At 47.5% G+C, this 21,251-nt stretch carries 11 protein-coding genes; 8 read left to right on the top strand and 3 right to left on the bottom strand.

Annotated features, from left to right (window positions below):
* Window positions 1-60: 60 nt before the first annotated feature.
* Window positions 61-1,893, bottom strand: coding sequence for an aldehyde ferredoxin oxidoreductase family protein (locus tag K360_RS0109025; protein WP_034327083.1), 1,833 nt, complete (start codon window positions 1,891-1,893; stop codon window positions 61-63).
* A 136-nt stretch (window positions 1,894-2,029) separates the two neighbouring features.
* Here K360_RS0109025 and K360_RS0109030 point away from each other — a divergent pair, with 136 nt between their 5' ends.
* Window positions 2,030-2,992 carry a DnaJ C-terminal domain-containing protein gene (locus K360_RS0109030; protein ID WP_051461161.1) on the top strand — a complete coding sequence of 321 codons (963 nt, stop codon included), beginning with the start codon at window positions 2,030-2,032 and terminating at the stop codon, window positions 2,990-2,992.
* Window positions 2,993-3,129: 137 nt separating this feature from the next.
* Here K360_RS0109030 and pbpC read toward each other — a convergent pair whose 3' ends face one another.
* Entirely contained in the window at window positions 3,130-5,397 is a 2,268-nt protein-coding gene (gene pbpC / locus K360_RS0109035; protein WP_024822840.1) for a penicillin-binding protein 1C, read from the bottom strand.
* Window positions 5,398-5,400: 3 nt separating this feature from the next.
* Complete coding sequence (locus K360_RS0109040) at window positions 5,401-10,743, bottom strand: Ig-like domain-containing alpha-2-macroglobulin family protein (RefSeq protein ID WP_024822841.1); 5,343 nt, start codon at window positions 10,741-10,743, stop codon at window positions 5,401-5,403.
* A 493-nt stretch (window positions 10,744-11,236) separates the two neighbouring features.
* Here K360_RS0109040 and clpB point away from each other — a divergent pair, with 493 nt between their 5' ends.
* The 7 genes from clpB to K360_RS0109075 all read left to right on the top strand — a co-directional run bounded on the left by clpB (window position 11,237) and on the right by K360_RS0109075 (window position 21,176).
* Window positions 11,237-13,873, top strand: a complete 2,637-nt coding sequence (gene clpB / locus K360_RS0109045) for an ATP-dependent chaperone ClpB (RefSeq protein ID WP_024822842.1) — start codon at window positions 11,237-11,239, stop codon at window positions 13,871-13,873.
* Window positions 13,874-14,003: 130 nt separating this feature from the next.
* Entirely contained in the window at window positions 14,004-15,611 is a 1,608-nt protein-coding gene (locus tag K360_RS0109050) for a dipeptidase (RefSeq protein ID WP_245587108.1), read from the top strand.
* A 7-nt stretch (window positions 15,612-15,618) separates the two neighbouring features.
* The gene (locus K360_RS0109055; RefSeq protein ID WP_024822844.1) at window positions 15,619-17,565 is read left to right on the top strand and encodes a transporter substrate-binding domain-containing protein; all 1,947 of its coding nucleotides are present in this window, start codon (window positions 15,619-15,621) and stop codon (window positions 17,563-17,565) included.
* Complete coding sequence (locus K360_RS10825) at window positions 17,558-18,229, top strand: response regulator (RefSeq protein ID WP_034327066.1); 672 nt, start codon at window positions 17,558-17,560, stop codon at window positions 18,227-18,229. The genes K360_RS0109055 and K360_RS10825 overlap by 8 nt, the downstream gene beginning before the upstream one ends.
* A gap of 259 nt (window positions 18,230-18,488) precedes the next feature.
* Complete coding sequence (locus K360_RS0109065) at window positions 18,489-19,820, top strand: hypothetical protein (protein WP_024821575.1); 1,332 nt, start codon at window positions 18,489-18,491, stop codon at window positions 19,818-19,820.
* 6 nt (window positions 19,821-19,826) lie between these two features.
* The gene (locus K360_RS11410; RefSeq protein ID WP_024821574.1) at window positions 19,827-19,991 is read left to right on the top strand and encodes a hypothetical protein; all 165 of its coding nucleotides are present in this window, start codon (window positions 19,827-19,829) and stop codon (window positions 19,989-19,991) included.
* Window positions 19,992-20,006: 15 nt separating this feature from the next.
* Window positions 20,007-21,176 carry a succinylglutamate desuccinylase gene (locus K360_RS0109075; protein ID WP_024821573.1) on the top strand — a complete coding sequence of 390 codons (1,170 nt, stop codon included), beginning with the start codon at window positions 20,007-20,009 and terminating at the stop codon, window positions 21,174-21,176.
* The last annotated feature ends 75 nt before the right edge of the window (window positions 21,177-21,251 follow it).

Consider the following 21,251-nt stretch of genomic DNA (forward strand, 5'->3'; position numbering starts at 1 on the left):
CCAGATGAGTGAAATTTTTCTCAGATCTCACCCATCTGGAAAAAATCGTTAAGATGCTTTTCAAGGCATAGCGTGAAGCCACGACGAAAACTCTTCCAAACCCAGTTTCTTGAGTTGTTCTTCAGTTGGAAGTCCATTTGCGGACCATCCTCTACGTTCGTAATATTCATCTAATTGATGCTTCAGGTTTGGGAGAGTGAAGGCTGCACCGCCGCTGCCACGGGGTTCCTTTAGAATACGTGAAGGAAGAGTGTCGTTGTCTTTGGTTAATCCACATCCTCCGTTGAAAAGCCTCTTAAGGGTGAAGATGCGCTCTCCACATTCCTCAAGCTCCTGTCGAGACATATCCCATCCAGTAACTCCTCGGATCCATGTAAGAATATCCTGCACTGAGAGGGCTGCTAAAAAGGGGAATTTGCATATTTTCAGGGAATCGAGAATGCACATATAGTTTTGGAATACGATATTCAGAGCCCCTTTCCCTTCATCAATGCTTCGGTCGAGAACCTCTGTTATGCCAAAATCGGGATAGATGGCGTTTCGTTCACATGCGTAGGAATACCCCGAAAGATGGCAAGCTCCGCGAGGAGATGTGGCATAGCCTGTGGCAAGGCTCTTATAGCATCGAGGGTCGTGAGCCGGAAGATCAAGTCCTTTTACGTGAATAGCATAGGTTCCTGCGCCACGACCTATTTTTTCCGCAGCTTTGCGAGTCCCAAGGCCGAGGAGAGCTCCAAATCCTTCTCGTTTGCCAATAGCTTCTACCATTCGTATCATGGCCTTCCCATCACCCCATACCAAGGGGAAGCCAATTTCCTGTTCAGTAATGATTTCCCGTTCATAGAGTTCCATTGCAAAGGCTATAGCTGCTCCTGTAGAGATCGTATCGAGGCCGTAGCGATTGCATATATCTGCTGCTCTGGCAACATCTTTTAAGTTATTAATGAGGCAGTTGCTGCCTAACATGCCGATTGTTTCGTATTCAGGCCCGGCTCCATCAATATTGTCGAAGGTTACTTCTCTGCCGCACCGAATAGGACATGCCATACAGCCATAGTTTCCCGAGAGAATTGTTTCTGCCATGGTTTCTCCTGTGAGTGAAGAAACTTCAGGTTTCCACGAACCTTCCTGCCAGTTTTTGAGAGGGAGATCGCCATATTCTTCGGCAAGTGCAACGCCTCCAGGCGTACCAAATCGCGTCATTCCTGCCAGTTTTTCTGCGAAAAGTTTATATTTTTCTTTCGATAGCTTGTGAACGGTTTCCTCGTCGAAGAGAGAAGGGCGGTATCTTCCTGTGGCTACAATGGCCTTTAGGTTCTTACTCCCCATTACAGCACCGAGGCCACATCGGCCTGCAGCCCTTGCATGTGAGCCATCGTGCATAATGTTGGCTATAAGAGCGCCGCGTTCCCCTGCCTGCCCAATGCAGGCTACGCCGCAAGGTCCCCCCATCTCCTTTTCCAGAAGAGCCTGCGTTTCAAAGGTGTCTTTTCCCCACAGGTGTTGTCCGTCCTTTATAGACACCTCCCCGTTTCGGATTGCAATATAAACAGGATGTTCTGATTTCCCGAGAATAATAATGCCGTAGTAACCGCTTTTGAGGAGATGGAAACCAAAACTGCCTCCAGCGTCTGACTCACCAAAGGCTTCGGTAAGAGGTGATTTTGAGAGAATCTCATGTCGCCCTGATGTGGGAATACCAGTGCCTTGGAAAGGGCCGTTCATGAAGATAAGGGGATTGTCAGCGCCGAGTGGATCAGCTCCAGCTTGGGAATATTTGAAGAGGAAATAGGTACCAAGACCGGAACCGCCAATATATTTCCGTGCCAGCCCTTCGTCCACTGTAAAAGGTTCCACCGTACCGTTTGAGAGATGGATGCGTACCATCTGCATTTTCACTATCAGCCGCCCCCTTTTTATTGCATTTGTTCCTCTTTGAATTATATACTCCACAAAAGGGAGAGTTGAAGAGTTCCAAAAGAATTGTATAATAATTGGTTAGGAAAGGTCAAAGAGAGGTGGCGATGCTATGGCTATAGCATATAAAGATTATTATGCCATTCTTGGAGTGGCACGAAATGCATCTCAGGATGAAATACGGAAAGCGTATCGCAATCTCGCTAAGAAATATCATCCAGATGTAAATAAAGCTCCTGGGAGCGAAGAACGTTATAAAGAAATTAATGAGGCTTATGAGGTTCTTAAAGATCCCGACAAGCGCCAGAGATATGATGCTCTTGGAAGCCAGTGGCAGGAAGGGCAAAGTTTTACACCGCCGCCAGAGTGGGGGAATAGTGGGACCTTCCGCATGGATTTTGGCGAGAATCTAGGAGATTTTAGCGACTTTTTCCGAACTATTTTTGGTGGTTTCGGCGAGAATGGTTCTATGGGAGCGGAGGATTTTTTCTTTTCCAGAACACCTCGTCGCCGTAAGGGAGAAGATGTGGAGGTACAGCTTGAGCTCTCCTTGGAAGAAATTTTGCGTGGCGAATCTAAAACTATTTCTCTAGAGGGGTACGATGTTTCCCGGGATGGGAGGAGGATTCCTCGCTGGCAGAGGCTGACAGTGAATTTCCCGAAAGGAATTACTGATGGAAGCCGCATTCGGATTGCAGGGAAGGGAAGTCCCGGTGTAGGGGGATCTCCGGCAGGGGACCTTTTCATTACCGTCCGCATCCGGAAAAACCCTCGGTTTGACGTGAATCAATATGACTTGACCACGGTGGTGCGAGTCTCTCCATGGGAGGCGGCCCTTGGTGCTACTATACCGGTGGCGACACTGGATGGCGTGGTGAGCATGAAGCTCCCTGCTGGAACGCAGAGTGGGCAGCGACTGCGTTTAAGAGGGAAAGGGCTACCCCGTAGAAAAGGAACGGCTCCTGGCGATCTCTATGTGGTTATTGAAATTGTTGTTCCTAAAAAGTTAACTCCTCGGGAGAGAGAGCTTTTTCAGGCTCTTGCCGATGAATCTTTCTTTAACCCAAGGGGCTGAGGCCTGTCAATAACGCCGAAACGTTAGGAGGCAGAGACCCCGTCATCCAAGCGCCTGAACGCTTAGGTTTGTCTAGGTTTGTCAACAATGCCGAAGAGAGCACACTAAAGAATCAGATGTTAGGGCGTCAAGGTGCGTCAATAAAGCTCTAAGGTTTCCAAAGAAGGAAGAGCTTGGCGAGACGGAGTTACGGTAAGCACCTCTATGTCTACGCGATCATTTTGACCCTTTTCGTTCATAACGGCGAAGGAATGATGCCCTGGAGATAACTCCCAAAAGAGGAGCTCCGGGGCTTTTGTTTCCCCGTAGTATTCTCCATCAACATACCAAAAGACCCTCCCCTTTGTTCCTTCATGACGTAAGGCTATTTTCTGCTTCCCTCCTTCTGGAGTAAGGAGGAAACGGGTTTCCGCTAGAGGGGAGGTAATGACGATAGTCTCCTCTTCAGGGGCTATCGGAAGAGACGGATTCATCATGGCCAGCTCTGGGGGCCATATAAGGACAGGCTGCCCTTGCCGCATTTGATGAATAGGGCATCGATTGCTTCGGGAAACGCCGGGAATGTGCCAGTCTTTTTTAACCACGGGGCAGCTTTCGGAAGGAGGCAGCCCTGAGAGGGCGCACACGGATCGTAATGCCAGTCCTCCGGGAACTGGATACCACGAAGATTCAGTTTCAGGTGTGGAAAAAAGTATTTCGAGAGCGACGGGAGTCGCAAGGTTCAAACCTACCAGGTTGGCATTTGGAAATCCTTCCGGATCCCCAAACCAGACTACGACAGTATATTCTGGTGTATAGGCGGCTGTCCATGCGTCACGAAAGCCGTAAGATGTCCCTGTTTTGAAAGCCACCTGCTTTTTGAGATGAAGTAACGCTTCACGGCGCATGGGGAGGAGCCTTTGGCTGTCTTTTAAAATGTCTGCTATGAGAAATGAACTGGGCTCATCGTATATCTTTTTTTCATAGAATGGGCTGTCACTAAGGAGACGAAGGGGATGCTGTCTTCCTAAATTAGCGAGAGTTTCGTAGGCCAAGGCCATTTCCATAACAGACACTTCACATCCACCGAGAATTAAGGAGTCTCCGTAATATGAGGCATCTTTCTTTAGAGATGAGAACCCTGCCGACCGAAGAGATTGTAAAAGGGGTTCCCCTCCTACCATGCGGAGAACTCGTACTGCCGGTGCATTTAAAGAATTGGCGAGGGCTTGTCTGGCGCTTACAGGGCCTCTGTATTTGAGATCAAAGTTTCGAGGAGAATGACCTCCGAAGGAAAAGGGAGTGTCGGCGAGAAGGGAAGCAGGGGTAAGGAGTCCGCGACTAAAGGCCTCAATATAGGCAAAGGGTTTCAGCGCCGATCCTGGAGAGCGAAGGGTCTGGCAACAATCGACCCAGCTTCCGGCGGTTCCCGATCCTAAGCGCCCATTCCCTACGTATGCTCGGATCTCTCCTGTGGAGTTGTGAATCACAAGAGCAGATCCTGTAATGGATGAGGGCTGTCCGTTAAGGGTGCGATGTAGAATTTGTTCCACTCGATATTGAAAGGCTCTATCTAAAGTGGTAGATACTACTGGCTTCTCTGAGAGATTCAACGCCTGGTTGGCGAAGTGGAAGGCCATGGTCGGCATTTCCTTGGTGAGAGAAGGGACGGGAGCCTCCATAGCGATTTTTGCTTCTTCTGGCGAGAGAATTCCCTGGTCTCTCAGTGAAGAGAGAATATGGTTCCGAAGGCCGCGAGCTTTCTCTGGGTTTCTGTCTGGACGATAGAGAGAGGGACCTCGCAGCATGCCTATAAGAAGAGCCGCTTCTCCAGAAGATAGGGTAGATGCTGGTTTCCCATACCAAATGCGGCTGGCAGCCTCTATGCCGCGAATATTGCTTCCGAAAGGAGCCTTGTTGAGATAGATCTCGAGGATGTTTTCTTTCGATGTAAGACGTTCTAACTTCATGGCTTGGAGAAACTCTGCAATTTTAACGGATACCTTTCTGGGGCGTGGATATGTGAGACGAATGACTTGACTTGAGATAGTGGAGGCCCCAGAGACAATTTTGCCTGTTCTCATGTTCTGAATAGCAGCACGGCCTATGGCGAAAAGGTTGACTCCATGATGAGACCAGAATTTGCGATCTTCAATAGCAACAGCAATTTTAGGAACCCATGGCCCCATCTCTTGAAGAGACACAGGAATGCACCATTCCGAGTTTGAGGAGAGTTCTACAAAAAAAGGCTGATGGTATCTGTCGAGTGCCACCCGGGATATTGGCCACTGGCGAATTGCCTTCATGTCGAGGGGAACAAAGAAGGGAAAGGCCCATAGGAGAAAAATAAAGAGGGCTCCAAGGGCCAATCCTTTTATTCTTTTATCTTTTAAAATATAGGATCGTAGCTTCTTTTTCTGCTCCATTCTTTATTGAACCTGTAACGATCCTCCGCCGTAAAGGCTCTTTATTCCTGGATTATACATGTCTTCCACAGTGACAGGGGGAATGACGAAAGATCCGCGAGAAACGGCTCGGACGGTGTATGTATATTCCAGGGGTTCTTTAAGGCCGGAAACAAAGAGTATAAGCCGGTCATCCCGTTGTTCTTTCCGGATATTAACAGTATCGAGGGCCTCTTTCGCTCCATCTCCAGTTGATTCAATTTCCAGCCCGCCAGGCAAAATATCGCTTAGGACCAGCATGGAAACTGGACCAGCAGGAATAATCTGTAGGGTGACGGTTATCTTGTCTCCATGTTGGACTGCCACATTCTTTTCAAGCTTGACTCCTTGCCTGTTCGTGTAGGTTCGTCTCACTTGAATGCCATGGTCGTAGCTCTCCACGGCTTTTTCGGGTACTCCTGAAAGAACCATGCCGTAGTAGACTTGCCCCGTCCCTTCGAGGCGAAGGGTGAGTTCTTTCCCTTCTACGGTATCGAGATTGAGGGAGGCTCGAGTCTCTTGATTGATCGTAGCTCCTACGTTCCCATTTGGAAGAATAACGCTAGCTGTAAAGGGGCCTTTTTGAATTGTTTGAGTCCCTTCCAGATACCGCCCCAATGCTAACAGAGCCAAGCCATTCTCTTGGGTGGTGTCCCATCCATTTTTTTCAACCTGAGCCATGAATTCGGCGGCTAGCGTTGTTGTTTCAGGAGCAAGGGGATCGACAAGGTTCCATATGAGGAGCAGGAACGCCTTATTTCGCCAGGGGCTTTCTAGTGTAGCTCCCATAGTTCCTTCTTTTTCCATAGTTGGAAGGATACCCCCAAGGCTCTTGAGAGGATCCGTATTTTTCTGGTAGAGGGCGTATGCTCCAGCAAGAAGGATCCGTCCAGATAATGTCATTTTATCTCGAAAGCTCTGGAGATGATCCATCCACCCTAAGGGTGGTTCCCCGTAGAGAGAAAGAACAAAGGCAGCGTATGCTCGCGTAGAGAAGCCTTCTGCTCCTTCCTCGTCGCTTAAAGCAAGGATCTGCCGCAAATATGAGAGGGCTCCCCCTACCATATTCTCAGGAACGAGAAGACCTTGCCTTGTTGCTTCTACAAGGAAATGAGCAGCATAGACACTTCCCCATCTGTCAGGAACGTTGTTTCCTCGCCATGTGGTGAAGCTGCCATCAAAAAGCTGGAGAGCTGAAAGTTGGCGAAGGGTGTCGACAATCTGTTGTTTTATCTCGGCGTCAGATGCGAGAGTTGGATCTGTGCTTTTTACAAGATCTGGCAAAACAAGAAGAGGCCATGCGGAAGATACAGTTTGTTCCAGACAGCCCCACGGGTAAGAGCGAAGGAAGTTAAGGGCTCCGGAAAGATTGGCTGTAGGAAGGCCTGAAAGGGTCAACCCCCCTTTTTGCGTTCCAGGGAACCACGTTTGATCAAGAGCCAGAGGATGGTTTCCTTCTGTAGCTATCATCCCATTTTTCGTAATGCTGATACGGGGATAGGGAGGTCTGATGGTAATTTCCCGATGGGTGATAAATGACCTATCCCCCCATTTTGTTTCAAATGTTATCCCTCCTATGCTTGCCTGGGGGAGAGCTTTGAAAGAGAAAGAACGAGAGAGGCGCCCTTGGGCAGGAATAGTAAGCTCAAAAGATTTTTCCGCCCTTTCCAGAGTGACACCTTTCATATCTTTAATGGTAACGATCACCTTTTCTTCCTTATCTTTTCTTGAAAAGACAGAGAAAATCGATTCGAATATATCGCCAGGTGCTACAGCTTTCGGCAGAGAGGGTTCTAAAACCACGTCTCTCTGGATCGTAAGAGGGCGGGAGATGGAGCCAAAAGCTGCTCCTCCCGTGGCTACAGCCATGAGACGTCCCTTCCCGCTAAATTCAGGCAATTTGAAGGTCACAACAGCCTTGCCGTTCCCGTCAGTACTGATTTTCCCCTCAAAGAGAGAGAGAATCTCAAGAGAACGTCCAGTGAGGAGGGGAGATAAGAGACCTCCCATAGCGGCATACATGGCCTCAGCGCTTCCGCCACCTGCTGGGTGGAGAAGCGGCGTTTCCCGTGACTCCAAAGGCATGAGCAGGTCGTACATGTCATTTGTAAAGATAGATAGCTCCCTTTTCCCGAGGAAAAATTCTTCAGGTGCCGGAGTTTTATACCCAGAAAGGCCTAAAATCCCTTCGTCTACAAGGGCGACGGCTATGTCTCCCTGTATGGGTTTCCCACGATAGTCGGTAAGGCTGAGGGTAAAAGAGACCTCTGAGCCAGGTTCTGATTCTTCGGGTCCCTCTACGGTAATGGATAAATGGTTTTCTGGCCCGTCTACAATAAGGGGAACAGAACCCAGAGCCCGGTGGGATCCCCATGTCTCATCACCTGTTTCAGCCACAGGGCGCAGAATCCAGGCAGTGCAATAGGCGTTGGGGACCATTTCTTCCGTAACTTTCACGGGAATAGTGATTTCTCCCGACTCAAGCTCCACGATTTTCCGGGAAAGCTGTTTGTCTGTTTCTACGGTAAAAAGCAATGTTCCCTTGAAGGGAGAACGGATCTGGATTGTGGCGGTTTCGCCAGGAACGTACTTATCCTTGTCGGTAGAGAGCAGAATCCTATCTATAAGAGGTGAACCTTTTCCTTCTCCAAAGGGATACCATGCTTCGATACGTGTAGAGGCTGAGCTTCCGCTCTCTTTCTCCTCAAATCGCACGAGATATTCTCCAGAATCCTGTGGCGTAAATGTAAAAGTGCCCACGCCTTTCACCAATGGGAGAATTTTTTCTTCAGGAGTTCCAAGCTCTTCCTGTTCTTCCATCCGTGTCTGATCGCCATACCGTTTAAGGGTGTAATGTTTCATAATTTTTGAAACGGAGGCTGTTATTGTCTCTATAGGAGCGGCTTCTCCTTCCGGCGTAACGGCAGCTACCCGAAGCTCGAAGGGTTTCCCCGGTTCCGGCATCCCCTTTGCTTTTTCGACGCCTATCATATAGGGGGTAGGATAACAAGGGATTGTAAGAGTATGAGGAACCCATCTTCCACCCTCTTCTCTGACTTTAGCAGTGAAGAGAAAGTTTAAAAGAGACGGGGCTTGAAGTCCTTCTCTCAAAGAGTAAGAGATCTCCCCTTTCCCATTGCTGTCGAGGGCTCCTTGACCAAGAAAATCAGTAAACTCGTCAGCGGTTTTTTCTCCATCACCGAAGACATAAGCTCCCCACTGAGGATGGGAGAAGGGGACTGCAATAGTTCGTACTTCAGCCTCCCACGGGAGATCGGAGGCTGGGGCGCCGAAGAGGTATTTTGATGTAAGGGATATTTTTGTCGTATCGCCAGGAACAATTTTTTTCGCATCTCCTTCTACAGAGACTTCAAGGCGAGGTGGAGCAAACTCTTGTATATAAAAAAACATTTGTCCCAGAGGCTTTTTTTCATCGCCAGGGAGGAATACGGAGAACTGATATGTTCCTGTAGGCGTAGCTTCCGGGAGACGACATGAGAAGAGCAACGTCCCGTTTTCTGAAAGCTCTACTGTAGATTTTGCCACTTCTTTCCCTTCTGCTGAACGTATGGCTACAAGGACAGGAAATGGTTTCGGAGCTTCACGGTCGCCATTACGAAGAATAGCTTTAAAGGTCGCTTCTTCTCCTGGCCTGAAAAGGTTTCGAGGGGCGAAACAAAAGGCCTCATATCCTTTACGAAGGTATGGGCGCCCTCCAATATCAAATCCGTTATCTGCCAAAACATTTCGATCTATGCGGAGGAAAGAGAGATCGCTATCTTTTTCTACAGTAACCAAAAAGGGACGAAGACTGTCATTCCAAGAGTCTGTACGATGGAGCATAAAAATTCCGTCTCGGCCAGTTTTCCCTTCGGCTATAAGTTGATTGCTTCGAGAGTATATTTTCACAGTGCCCCTTGAAATAGGCTTCAGATCACGAATAGAGTTGGCCCAAACCATAATCCCTTCGTTGTAGAGGCGAGTTACGATACCTATGTCAGTAACAGTTACAATCTGTTGAGCTTCTTGCCAGGCATTGGGATCCGTACTCTTAGCTGTAAGAAGAAATACGCCTTTTTGCCCTTCAGCTAAAGAACGAAGATCTAATGCTCGTCGTTCTGTGGCATTTGGCCTTCCTTTTATTTCAGCCTTTTTCTGAATGATTAATCGGGATAGTTCCCGAGGAATAGAGTCAGTTCCAGAGATTACGGAATAAGAGATGTTATTTTCATAGAGACGCCATAGGGCAATCTCTATTTCTTCCATATTCACAGCTTCTACAGGTATTCGAAGATCCCCCGCCGGGGATAGAAACATTCCTGCGGTAGGGAAGGAAACAGAAGGTTCGAGATCTGGAAAAATAAAAGCCTTTGTGAAGTCTTCAGTGAGCTTCCCCCCAGAAGAACTTCGGGCGGGAAGTCCCTTTTTTATGGTCACACTGTACCGTTGTCTGGGAAGAAATGGGCCAGCGACAGAAAACCCGCTATATTCAGGGTTGATGCTGAAAGGAATATGGGGTTCCAGAGAGATGAAATTTTTTATCGTTCCCATATGAACGGGAGTTGTTGTTTGGAACATAATGACACCCTGCTGAGGACTCTGTTGATATGCCCATGAACTTCGGATGGATAACGCAGCAGAGAGAGGAATTTCGTGCACTATGGCTTTTTCAAGGCCTAAAGGACCACGTTCACTCGTTAACCCGGCGGCAATAGAAAGCTTCAGTTTTTCACCGGAAATATAGTCGGTGGTGAGAGTTATGGATGTGGAAGGATGTTCGCCGGCGACTGAGTAAGGAATATTTCGCCCGTACTGGTCCTGTAATGTAACAAACCCCCTGATTCGTATAGGGGAGACAGGTAGGGAAAAAGAGAGTTCAACTGTGGCAATTCCATCTTCTGAAAAGTCAATTTGCCGAGCATCTACGAAAGAAAGAGGTTGAGTTTGGAAGACAAAGGAGTGGCGCCCAGCAAGGAGACGTCCTCCCCGATCTCGAGCCCCTTCTTTGAACTCAACGCGATAAGCAGTGGCTGGGAGGAGGGGGGCTAACGGCTTGAATATAAAGGTTTTTTCGTCATCCCATCGCCCTTCTCCAGGAACGGATGGGTAGATAGAAAATGGGAATTCTTCTGCTGCAACCTTTTGCCCCTTTAAAGAATCTTCCACTACGGGAGTGGAAAAAACGGCGGTAAAAAGAGGCGTTCCCGTTACTGTCCCTTCCGGCTTAAAATCTTTGACTGTAAAATCGGAAGCTCCCCAGCAACAATCTGGCGCCATTAATAAAAGGAGGCCAATTGCTACGAGGAGTTGAGCGAATTTTTTCTTCATCTCTTTCCCTCCATAAAAATCGAATTCATTCTTTACCAACTATTATTATATCGGTAGAAGGCTTGTTTCTTCCTCAGCCTTTTGGTCTATTATTCTACAATCTCTCTTCCTACCTGATATCTGAACGTGTTTTCTAACCGTACGTCCTACCCCTCCTATCTCCCACCGTGCTTCCTATTTGCCTCCTCGAACGGTTTACGTAGCTTGCATGACTCCCCACATCTTGCTCCCTATTGACCGTGCCTTCCATACCATCTCATTTATTCCCAACCCTACTCTGCCCAAAATATGGAAGAGGTTGAGGAATTTTTATAATGAAAAGAAAAAAAGAAATAAATAGAGGTTACAAAGTAAAATCGTAAATAAATTGGATTATTTACGATGACGGCTCCTTGAATGACCAATCCTGACCTATATAATGTTTATTGGTTAGTAAAGGTCAAATAGATTGTCCCATACGTTGACAGGTAATTGCAAGAGAGGGGTTTTATAGATGGATATTTCCAAATTTACAAGAAAATCACAAGAAGCACTTTCTTCAGCTCAAGATATGGCTGTGAGCTGGGGACATCAAGAGGTAGATGGTGAGCATTTACTCCTAGCTCTTTTGGGACAACCTGAAGGACTGATTCCGAGGCTTCTTCAAAAAATGGGAATCCCTGTAGAGAGTGTAACGAGAGATATTAAGAAAGAACTCGAGAAGAGGCCGAAGATTTCCGGTCCCGGGATTGAGCCGGGGAAAATCTATATTTCGCGGCGGTTATCCCAACTTTTAGTTCAGGCTCAGGAAAGAGCCGAGCGTTTAAAAGACGAGTATGTTTCTGTAGAGCACATTTTCTCATGCTTCCTTGAAGAAGGAAATGCAACTGCTGCCGGAAGGATTTTGTCACAATATCATATTTCCCAGGGAAATTTCCTGGAGACGCTCACTTCTGTTCGTGGTGCTCAGAGAGTAAGTAGCGATAATCCTGAAGCTACATATGAGGCCTTGGAGCGCTATGGGCGAGATCTTGTGAAAATGGCAAGGTCTGGAAAGCTAGACCCGGTCATTGGCCGAGACGAAGAGGTTCGACGGGTTATACGAATTTTAAGCCGAAAAACGAAAAATAACCCAGTACTTATTGGAGATCCTGGAGTGGGTAAAACTGCTATTGTAGAAGGATTGGCCCAACGAATAGTGCGAGGTGATGTGCCAGAAGGGCTTAAGGATCGTACTATTTTTGCTCTCGATATGGGGGCGTTGGTAGCAGGAGCCAAGTTTAGAGGAGAGTTTGAGGAGCGATTAAAGGCTGTTTTGAACGAAATAAAGGAAAGCAATGGCGAAATTATTCTCTTCATTGATGAGCTTCATACCATTGTGGGAGCCGGAGCGGCTGAAGGAGCCATTGATGCAGGAAATATGTTGAAGCCTATGCTTGCAAGAGGAGAGCTTCATTGTATTGGTGCCACTACTATCGATGAATATCGAAAGCATATTGAGAAAGATGCGGCCTTGGCACGGCGTTTCCAGCCTGTTCTTGTAGAGCAGCCAAATGTGGAAGACACGATTTCTATTTTGCGAGGGTTGAAAGAACGGTATGAAGTGCATCACGGGGTCAAGATTAGAGATAATGCCCTTGTTGCTGCGGCTGTACTGTCGAATCGTTATATTACAGACCGATTTTTACCAGACAAGGCTATTGATTTGGTAGATGAGGCTTGCGCTATGATCCGTACAGAGATCGATTCTCTGCCTGCGGAACTAGATGCGGCGTCGAGGAAGGTTATGCAGCTTGAAATAGAGGAGGCTGCATTGCGAAAAGAAAAAGATGAAGCGAGTCTTGAAAGGCTCAAGAACCTTCAGAAAGAGCTGCAAGAAGCTCGAGAAGAAGCGGACTCTCTTCGTGCACAGTATGAGAAAGAGAAAGAAAAAATAGGGGCCGTTCGTTCTCTTCGGGAAGAGATAGATACAGTTAAAAGAGATATAGAGAAAGCGGAGCGGGAATATGATCTGAACAAAGCGGCAGAACTGAAACATGGTCGTCTTCCTGAGCTGCAACGTCGATTAAAACAAGAGGAAGAAAGATTGGCAACAAGCCATGAAAATACCTCGTTACTTCGAGAAGAGGTAACAGAAGACGAAGTTGCCGAAATAGTAAGTCGTTGGACAGGCGTTCCTGTTACCCGCCTTATGGAGGGGGAGCGAGAGAAGCTGTTGAAGCTCGATGAGATCCTTCACCAACGGGTTGTGGGACAAGATGAGGCTGTTCAGCTCGTGGCAGATGCAGTAATGCGGGCTAGAGCCGGCATTAAAGATCCTCGCCGTCCGGTAGGTTCTTTCATCTTCTTGGGACCGACTGGTGTAGGTAAAACTGAGTTGGCCAAAACGTTGGCCGAGGCCCTGTTTGATAGCGAGGAGAACATGATTCGTATCGACATGTCGGAGTATATGGAGAAGTTCTCTGTTTCCAGACTCATTGGAGCTCCGCCTGGATATGTAGGATACGAAGAAGGAGGCCAGCTGACTGAAGCTGTGCGTCGCCGTCCCTATTCTGTCATTTTGTTCGACGAGATAGAGAAAGCTCATCAGGATGTATTTAATGTATTGCTTCAAATTCTTGATGATGGTCGGGTGACTGATAGTCGTGGACATGTAGTCGATTTCAAAAATACAGTAATTATTATGACCAGCAATATAGGAGCCCATTTCCTTCTTGAGGGAATTACGAGTGACGGACAGATAGAGGATCAGGCAAGAGAAGCTGTAATGGCAGAGTTGCGTCAGTCTTTTCGTCCAGAATTCTTGAACAGAGTCGATGATATTGTTCTTTTCAAGCCTCTTCAAAAGCATGAGATACGCCAGATCGTTAAGCTTTTGGTTCGAGAGCTTCAAAACAGATTAAAAGATCAGAGAATTGATCTCGAGCTTTCAGATGAAGCGGCAGATTATATTGTTGAAGCCGGCTACGATCCGGTTTTTGGAGCTCGTCCCTTGAAGCGTTTCATAATGAGACAGCTGGAAACTAAAATGGCTCGAGCTCTTATATCTGGAGAGGTGCGAGAAGGGAGCAAGGTGTATGTTACCGTGAAGGGCGGGGAGCTTGCTTTTCAAATGACGTCCCTCTATCCTGATTCAGAAACACAAATGTAACAGCCTTCATAGAGGCTGATTCCTATAGATGAAGGGGGATCGGGATTTTCCCGATCCCCCTTTTGTATCGTATAATAGACTCTCTATAATAAAAGATTTGCTTTTATCGCTTTTAAAAGGAGTTGACAAGGTGAATCGTAGGAAGAGATGGGTTGTATGGATGCTTTTTTCCTGCCTGTTGGTGTCCGTTTCTTTCCCTTCTTGGGCGTGTACCGCTGTTCTTGTAGGGAAAAATGCGAGTGTGGACGGTTCTGTGATCAATTCTCATACGGCTGATAACTGGTATGATGCAAATTTAAGAGTGGTGAAAGGTCAAAAATATGCTCCAGGAACGATAATGAACGTTTACATCAACCTTTTAGGAGAAGATGCGAATCCGCCTCGAGTGATTGGTCATATTCCTCAAGCTGAGGAAACCTACACGTATTTCCACGTAGGGTATTCTTGTTTTAATGAGCATCAACTCTCCATTGGGGAAAGCACTGTTGGGCAAAAAGATGAGTTAAGTGCCTTCCTTCCTGATGCGAAAGGAATTCTAACCATAGAACAGCTTGAGATAATAGCTCTTCAGAGGACAAAAACTGCTCGAGAGGCTATTAAGCTTATGGGGGGACTGGCTGAAACCTATGGTTTCCTCCCTTCTTGCGTGGGTCAAGGAGAGGCCCTCACTGTTGCCGATCCTAATGAGGCCTGGATTTTTGAAATTCGAAGCGTTGGCTTTGGCTGGAGACCAGAGAGTGGAGTCCCAGGGGCTATTTGGGTGGCACGGCGTGTTCCAGATGATGAGGTGGCCGTAATAGCCAATGGCAGTATTATTTCGAACATTGATTTAAATCAACCTGACTACTTTATGGCTTCACAGAATTATTTGGATGTAGCTATACAGCATGGTTGGTATACTCCCAAATCCGGACACCCCTTTAACTGGAGAGACGCATATACTCCTCGTTCAGGATATTGGTCCATGTACAGTCCTTGGGTTCGGGAACGGCTTTATTATCTTTTTAAAACGCTGGCCCCCTCCAAAGAATGGGATCCCAACGCTGATGTGTCCTCCTATCCCTTTTCTATTAAACCTGACAAAAAAATTTCAGTTCAAGATGTGATGGCAATTCAACGATCGACCCTTGAAGGGACACCTTTTAATATGGAAGATAATCCGGCTTGGCTTGTTCCAGATGTGAATGGGAAACTGATGAAAAGCGAGTTGGCCACTCCTTTCCCAGACAGGCCTATGCGGGCTCTTTTAAACATACCTTATCATCGACCAATATCAGCAAAAACGTCTTATACATTTGTTTCACAGTCTAGAAACTGGCTCCCCGATCCAGTTGGCGGTATTATCTGGTTCTCAATGGGGCATCCTCACATGGGCGTTTATGTACCTGTCTATGCTGGTGCCACTTTCATTCCTGAAGGATGGCGAAATTTCAAGATGGGGCGTTTTGACCCATCCTCTGCTCGATGGGTGTTCCTTCTCGCCGCCGATCTGGTAAATCGACGCTATCAATTGGCAGTTCGTGATATGGAGCAGGTCCGCACGTCCTTTGAGAATGAGTGGTTTGGAAAGCAAGTGGAGATCGAGAAAAAAGCTGTAGAATTGTGGAATTCGTCACCAGAATCAGCTGCTGCTTTTTTGAACGAAGTTACAGAGAATGGGATGAAAGAGGCCTTGCAAAAATGGTGGGATCTGTGTACTTTTCTCATCTCTAAGTATATGTGGGATAGGTTTTGGTGAGGTGAGGATGAGAAAAAAAAGTTGGATAGTGACTCTTCTTTTCACTTATTTTTTTAGCCTCTTTGTTTTTTATTTGCCGAGCTGGGGGGCAGGTGTAGGCGGGAGAGTTATTTACGTGGTGGGAGATCGAACGTTAGATCCCTTTGAGTTTATTGGAGAAAAACAAAAACCAACGGGGTTCCTTGTTGAACTTTTGCAATCTATTGCCAAAGAGAAGGAACTTGCTCTAAATTTCAGAATGGTTCGTTGGCAAGAAGTCTCAGAGCTTCTTTATTCTTCTCGTGTAGATTTATTGTTGGGAGTTGTAGATGCCCGAAGCGAAGATGCTATATTGCCTCATTTAGCACCAGTAGTGACCGTGTATCCTCCTTCGCAAACAGAAAGGCGAGGAGATTTTTTGCCCGACGTATCTGGAAAAGAGATAGGAGAGTATTATTTTTCTCTCCCCGTGATGAAGGTCCCTTATTCCATTTTTACCCGAAAAGGATTTGGCAGTACCCGCTTGAGCGATGTATCAGGGAAAGCTGTTGTTGTGGAGAGAGGTAGTGCTGAAGAGGAGTATCTTCGCTCGAGTGGTCTAACGTCAAATATTGTATTGGCAGATCATCCCGTGGAGATTCTCCACCTCCTCTCTTCTGGGCAGTATGATTTTGCCCTCATGAATCTTTACCAAGGCTTAGCAGCCTATAAAAAACTCCACATTACAAATGTAGTTGCCATGCCCCAGGTTCTTTTTAGTGGTGATTGGGGATACACAATTGCTCACGGAGATATATTTTTAGCGGAAATACTGCGAGAAGGGTTAGCGGCTTCTCGTCGTGACGGCTCTTACGATAAGCTTTATCGCAAATGGTTCGATGAATATAGGCAAGAAGGGAAAATCGATAAAGAGTTAATAACAAAAGTTATTGGCGCCTTTGCCATTGCCATATTTCTCACTCTTTTATGGAATCTGTCACTTAAAAGGCAAGTGACCAGGATAGTAAGAGAAAGAGAGAAGTTAATTGACTTTATTCGTGATGGCATTTTGGCTATAGATAATCTTGGCCGCGTGACCCTAATTAATCGCTCTGCTCGTAAGCTTTTGAATATTTCCTTCGATGTAGAGGGAGAAGATGTGGACAGTCTGGTTCCTGAAATTAACCTTAAGGGATTTTTAACATCTGGCGAAATAACATATGACCTTGAGCAGAACGTGGGAGGGACCCCCTTGATTGTGAATAAAGTTCCTGTCGTATTAAACAACCAAATAGCTGGGGCCATTGCCAGTTTCCGCGATATGTCAGAAATTCGTGCCATGGCTGAAGAGATGACAGGTGTTCGTATGTATGTAGATTCCTTGCGTGTTCAGAATCACGAATTTGTGAATAAACTCCAGGCTATAGCTGGTCTCATTCAGTTGGGCAAATATGAACGGGCCTTAAGCTTTATAGCTCAGGAACAAGCCCCAGGGCAAATTACAGCTTCTTTGATTGCGGAACGAATTAAAAACCCAGCAGTGGGAGGTATTCTTTTAGGGAAAATGGGGCGATGCAAAGAACTGGCTATCGAGTGCGAAATTACGCCCGATAGCTATTGCGGAGAACTTGTACATATCAGTGATCAGGCACTTGTTATTATTATCGGGAATCTTATGGAAAACGCTATAGAGGCTGTGGTTGATCTTTATGATCGAAAAGGGAAAATATCTTTCTCTATTTTTGATGAGTCGAACCAGATATTATTATGTGTTTGGGATAATGGGGGGAGACTTTCAGAGGAGTTGGCAACTAAAATTTTTGAGAAAGGCTTTTCTACAAAAGCTCGTCCTCGTACATCTGGATATGGGCTTTATAACATTAGAAGAATGGTAGATGCCTTAGGAGGAGATATTTCGTTAGACTTCAGTCCAGGTGAATTTACCGAGTTTATTGTCACGCTGCCAAACAGAGAAGGGGGGGATCACTTTGAGTAGAATCGATGTCCTTGTTGTAGAGGATGATCCTATGGTGGCAGAGATACACCAAAATTTTATTAATACCCTGGAAGGCTTTCGTGTCGTTGCTGTGGCTGGGGATGGTGCAAAGGCCCTCGAATTGCTTGAGACTCTGCCAGTTCGTCTTTTAATTCTTGATATTTTTCTCCCAGGTCTTGATGGCTTAAATACACTACGCAAAATACGAGAACAACAAAAGAATGTAGATGTAATTATTGTTTCGGCGTCACGAGATGTAAATACTGTTAACGAAGCTATTCAAGCAGGAGCTTTTGATTATATAGTAAAACCATTTGTATATGAACGTTTGAAAGCATCTCTAGAATCTTTCAGACAAATGGAAACGAAGCTCCGAAGGGGACCTCGTGATGTAGACCAAGCGGATATAGACAGTCTTTTTCAAGTAAAAAGCCGTAAAAATTATCAGTCGTCTCTTCCTAAGGGATTGAATCCAGAAATGCTTAAAAAGGTAGAGAGACTATTGCGACAAAGCAACTGTTCTCTTTCTGCTGTGGAGGCAGCTGAGGCTCTTTGTGTCTCTCGAATTACGGCGAGACGGTATCTAGAATATCTTGTAGCTTCAGGAAAAGCTACGATGAAAAGAGAATATCAGGAAGTAGGACGCCCCATTAATAAATACTGACTTATTTAACATTTTTAGGGGAGGCTGGAAGCTTCCCCTCTTTTTATTTTGTTCTTTTTGTTCAGTTTTGGAAAGCCTTGGATTATCAACCTTTCGAGTCTTTTCCTTCCTATAGTTTTTATACAAAACATTACACTCGCGAACGAAAAATACTAAATCTTGTCTCATCAAGCTCCTGCCCCATAGAATAGTAGAAAGCTTTTGTAGAGCTGGATCCGTTCTATATCTCTATATCATTTTACGTAGGAGACTTGATGTCATGTTTACACACTCAGTGTTAATTCTTATTGTGATAGCGTTAGCTTTCGCCATCCCGAAGTTTCTGAAGCTGAGCACCGAGCTCTCCATGTTCGTTGCGGCGTTGGCAGGGGCTGCGGCTCACGCCATCCTCCTCAAGGTGACGGGGAGTCCTCACAACCCTGTTTCCATCCTTCCCATCCGTCACATAGTGGAAGGAGCCTTTACCTATTTCGATGTATGTCTTATTTTCCTTACCGCCACCTTCTTCATGGCTCTCCTTCGCGAGAGCGGAGGGGTCGCCTTCATCGTTCGCAAGATCGTAGCCACCTTCCACGCCAGACGCACCGTCTGCCTCCTTCTCCTCACCCTGGTGCTTCTTCTTCCCGGCGCCCTCACCGGCTCGGGAGCCACTACGGTCCTCACAGTGGGAGCGCTGGTGGGATCCGTTCTGGCAGCTATGGGAGTGGATGAGACGAAACGAGCGGCCATTATCTTTCTCTGCTCAGCCATGAGCGCCGCCGCCCCTCCCATCAACCTGTGGGCTATGATGGCGGCAGCAGGAGCCAATATGCCATACGTGGGATTTGGGAAGCCTCTCTTTGTTCTCTCTGTAGCAGGAGCCCTCTTCTCCATGTTCTGGTTGGCCGGCCGAGGTGGGCGGGAACCTATTGATGTGGACGAGGTTTTGGCAACGCTGCCTCAGGCACCGGAAGGACAGAACTGGGTTAGGGTTCTCTCTCCCTTCCTGCTCCTGCTTGCGTTGGTTCTGGCCGGGCGAATCTGGTTCTTCTCCATGCCCGTTATCGGGTTGCCTCTGCTCTTTGTCCTTGCTTCATTGGCAGTTGTAGTTTTGAGTCCCCGTCCGCTGCCTGTCTGGAAGATAGCCAGCCAGACGGTAGAGGCGTTGCTGCCTCTGGTGGGGATTATGGTTGTGGTTGGCGTACTCATCCAGGTCATGGCTCTGAGTGGTGCCCGCGGGCTCATCTCACTGGCGGTGGTTACGCTGCCCCTGGGAGTGCTCTACGCTACGCTGTTCATCATCCTGCCTCTGTCGGAAGGGCTGGTGCAGTATGCGGTCGCTCCGTTGCTGGGCGTTCCCCTCATCATGCTTTTCAACATGCGGGGGATGGATCCCATCATCGCCTTGGCAGCCATGTCGGTTATATGGCCGCTGGGAGACTGTCTGCCGCCAACGGCAGTGGTGGGACGGGCCACAGTCATGGAGCTGGGATATAAGGGCCGGTACTTCGGAGATTTTGTGAAGAGCTGTATCGTTCCCATTCTCTTCATCTCTCTTTTAGGAACGCTCTTCCTCATCTTCAGTACACGGCTGTCATTTCTTGGAGGCTAGGTAACCATGATTCTCGCAAACACAATCATCATGTATCTCTATTACGCCATCACCCTCTTCTTCGGAGCGGTGATCGTGCGGAACTTCGTGAAGACAAAGAATGTGCAGGATGCCGTGCTTTACGGCATTATCCTCATGCCCTTCGTGCTGAGGGTCCTGCATTTGAAGTAGGAGGGAGGAACAGCTATGAACGGAAAACTGAAAAACGCAAAGATCCTGACCCTCCTCGTAGCGGCCTTCTTCGCCATAGTGGCAGGGAAGGAGTTTTACGGGCACAGGAATTACAAGGAGGCGGTGGTGCCTTCATCGTCTCTCGCCGAGGTGAAGAAACTGTCGGATTATGAGCCAAGCCTGAAGGGGACCGTGAACGATAGCAACGTATATATTTTCGACAGCGGCGTCCCTGGCGGTACGGCATTTTTAATCGGCGGGACCCACCCGGAGGAGCCGGCAGCGAACCTGACAGCCACACTCATCGCTGAGAACGCGAAGGTTGAGCAGGGACGGCTTATTATCGTCATACGGGCGAGCCGGAGCGCCTCTACATGCACTCGCATGGGTGAGGCCTATCCCACATACTACTACGTGAAGACGCCGTGGGGAGAGAAACAGTTCCGCATGGGAGACCGATGCACCAACCCGCTGGACTCCTGGCCGGACCCCGAGGTGTATATCCACTACCCCAGCCGTCAGATGCTGGCCTATATGGATATCCGGAACCTGAACCGCACATGGCCGGGACGTCCCAACGGAGCTCTTACTGAGCGGACTACCTATGCCATGACCCAGCTGATCCGTCAGGAGAAGGTGGATATTGCGGTGGATCTTCATGAGGCGGAACTGGAGTACCCTGTGGAGAACACCATTGTGACCCACGAGAAGGGGGAATCTGTGGCGGCCATGACCTCCATGACCCTGACGTCCTCTCTTTTCAAAGTGCCGCTGAGCATGGAGTTCTCGCCCAAGGCCCTTCACGGCCTGTCTCACAGAGAGATTGGCGACCATACTGACGCCATGTCTCTGTTGGTGGAAGTGGCAGAGCCTATGTTGGACCGGATCCGAGGCATTACAGACGAGTATCTGCTCATGACCGGACGGGATGAGTTCGTGATGAAGGCTGGAGAGCATAAGCTCCTCTACGCGCCTATCGACGAGAAGGGCTGGCCTATTGACGTGAGGGTGGGACGGCATGCGTCTACATTCCTGAAGATGCTTGAATTCTACTCCATGACGGCGCCAGATCGGTCGGTTGTGATTACAGGCGTGCCTGGCTATACGGAAGTTATAGAAAATTCGCTGGGGACATACTTCCATAACCCTGAAGAAGCCCCCAAGGATTTGGTGTTTTACGATTAACAGGAGGGGGTGGGGCACAAAAAAGCGTGGGAGAGCGTAAGAAAGGGAGAAGTTGTTTCCAGTGGAATTTATTTT

Origin of the sequence: Aminobacterium mobile DSM 12262 (genome assembly GCF_000526395.1) — a bacterium.
In the GTDB taxonomy this organism is placed as follows: domain Bacteria; phylum Synergistota; class Synergistia; order Synergistales; family Aminobacteriaceae; genus Aminobacterium; species Aminobacterium mobile.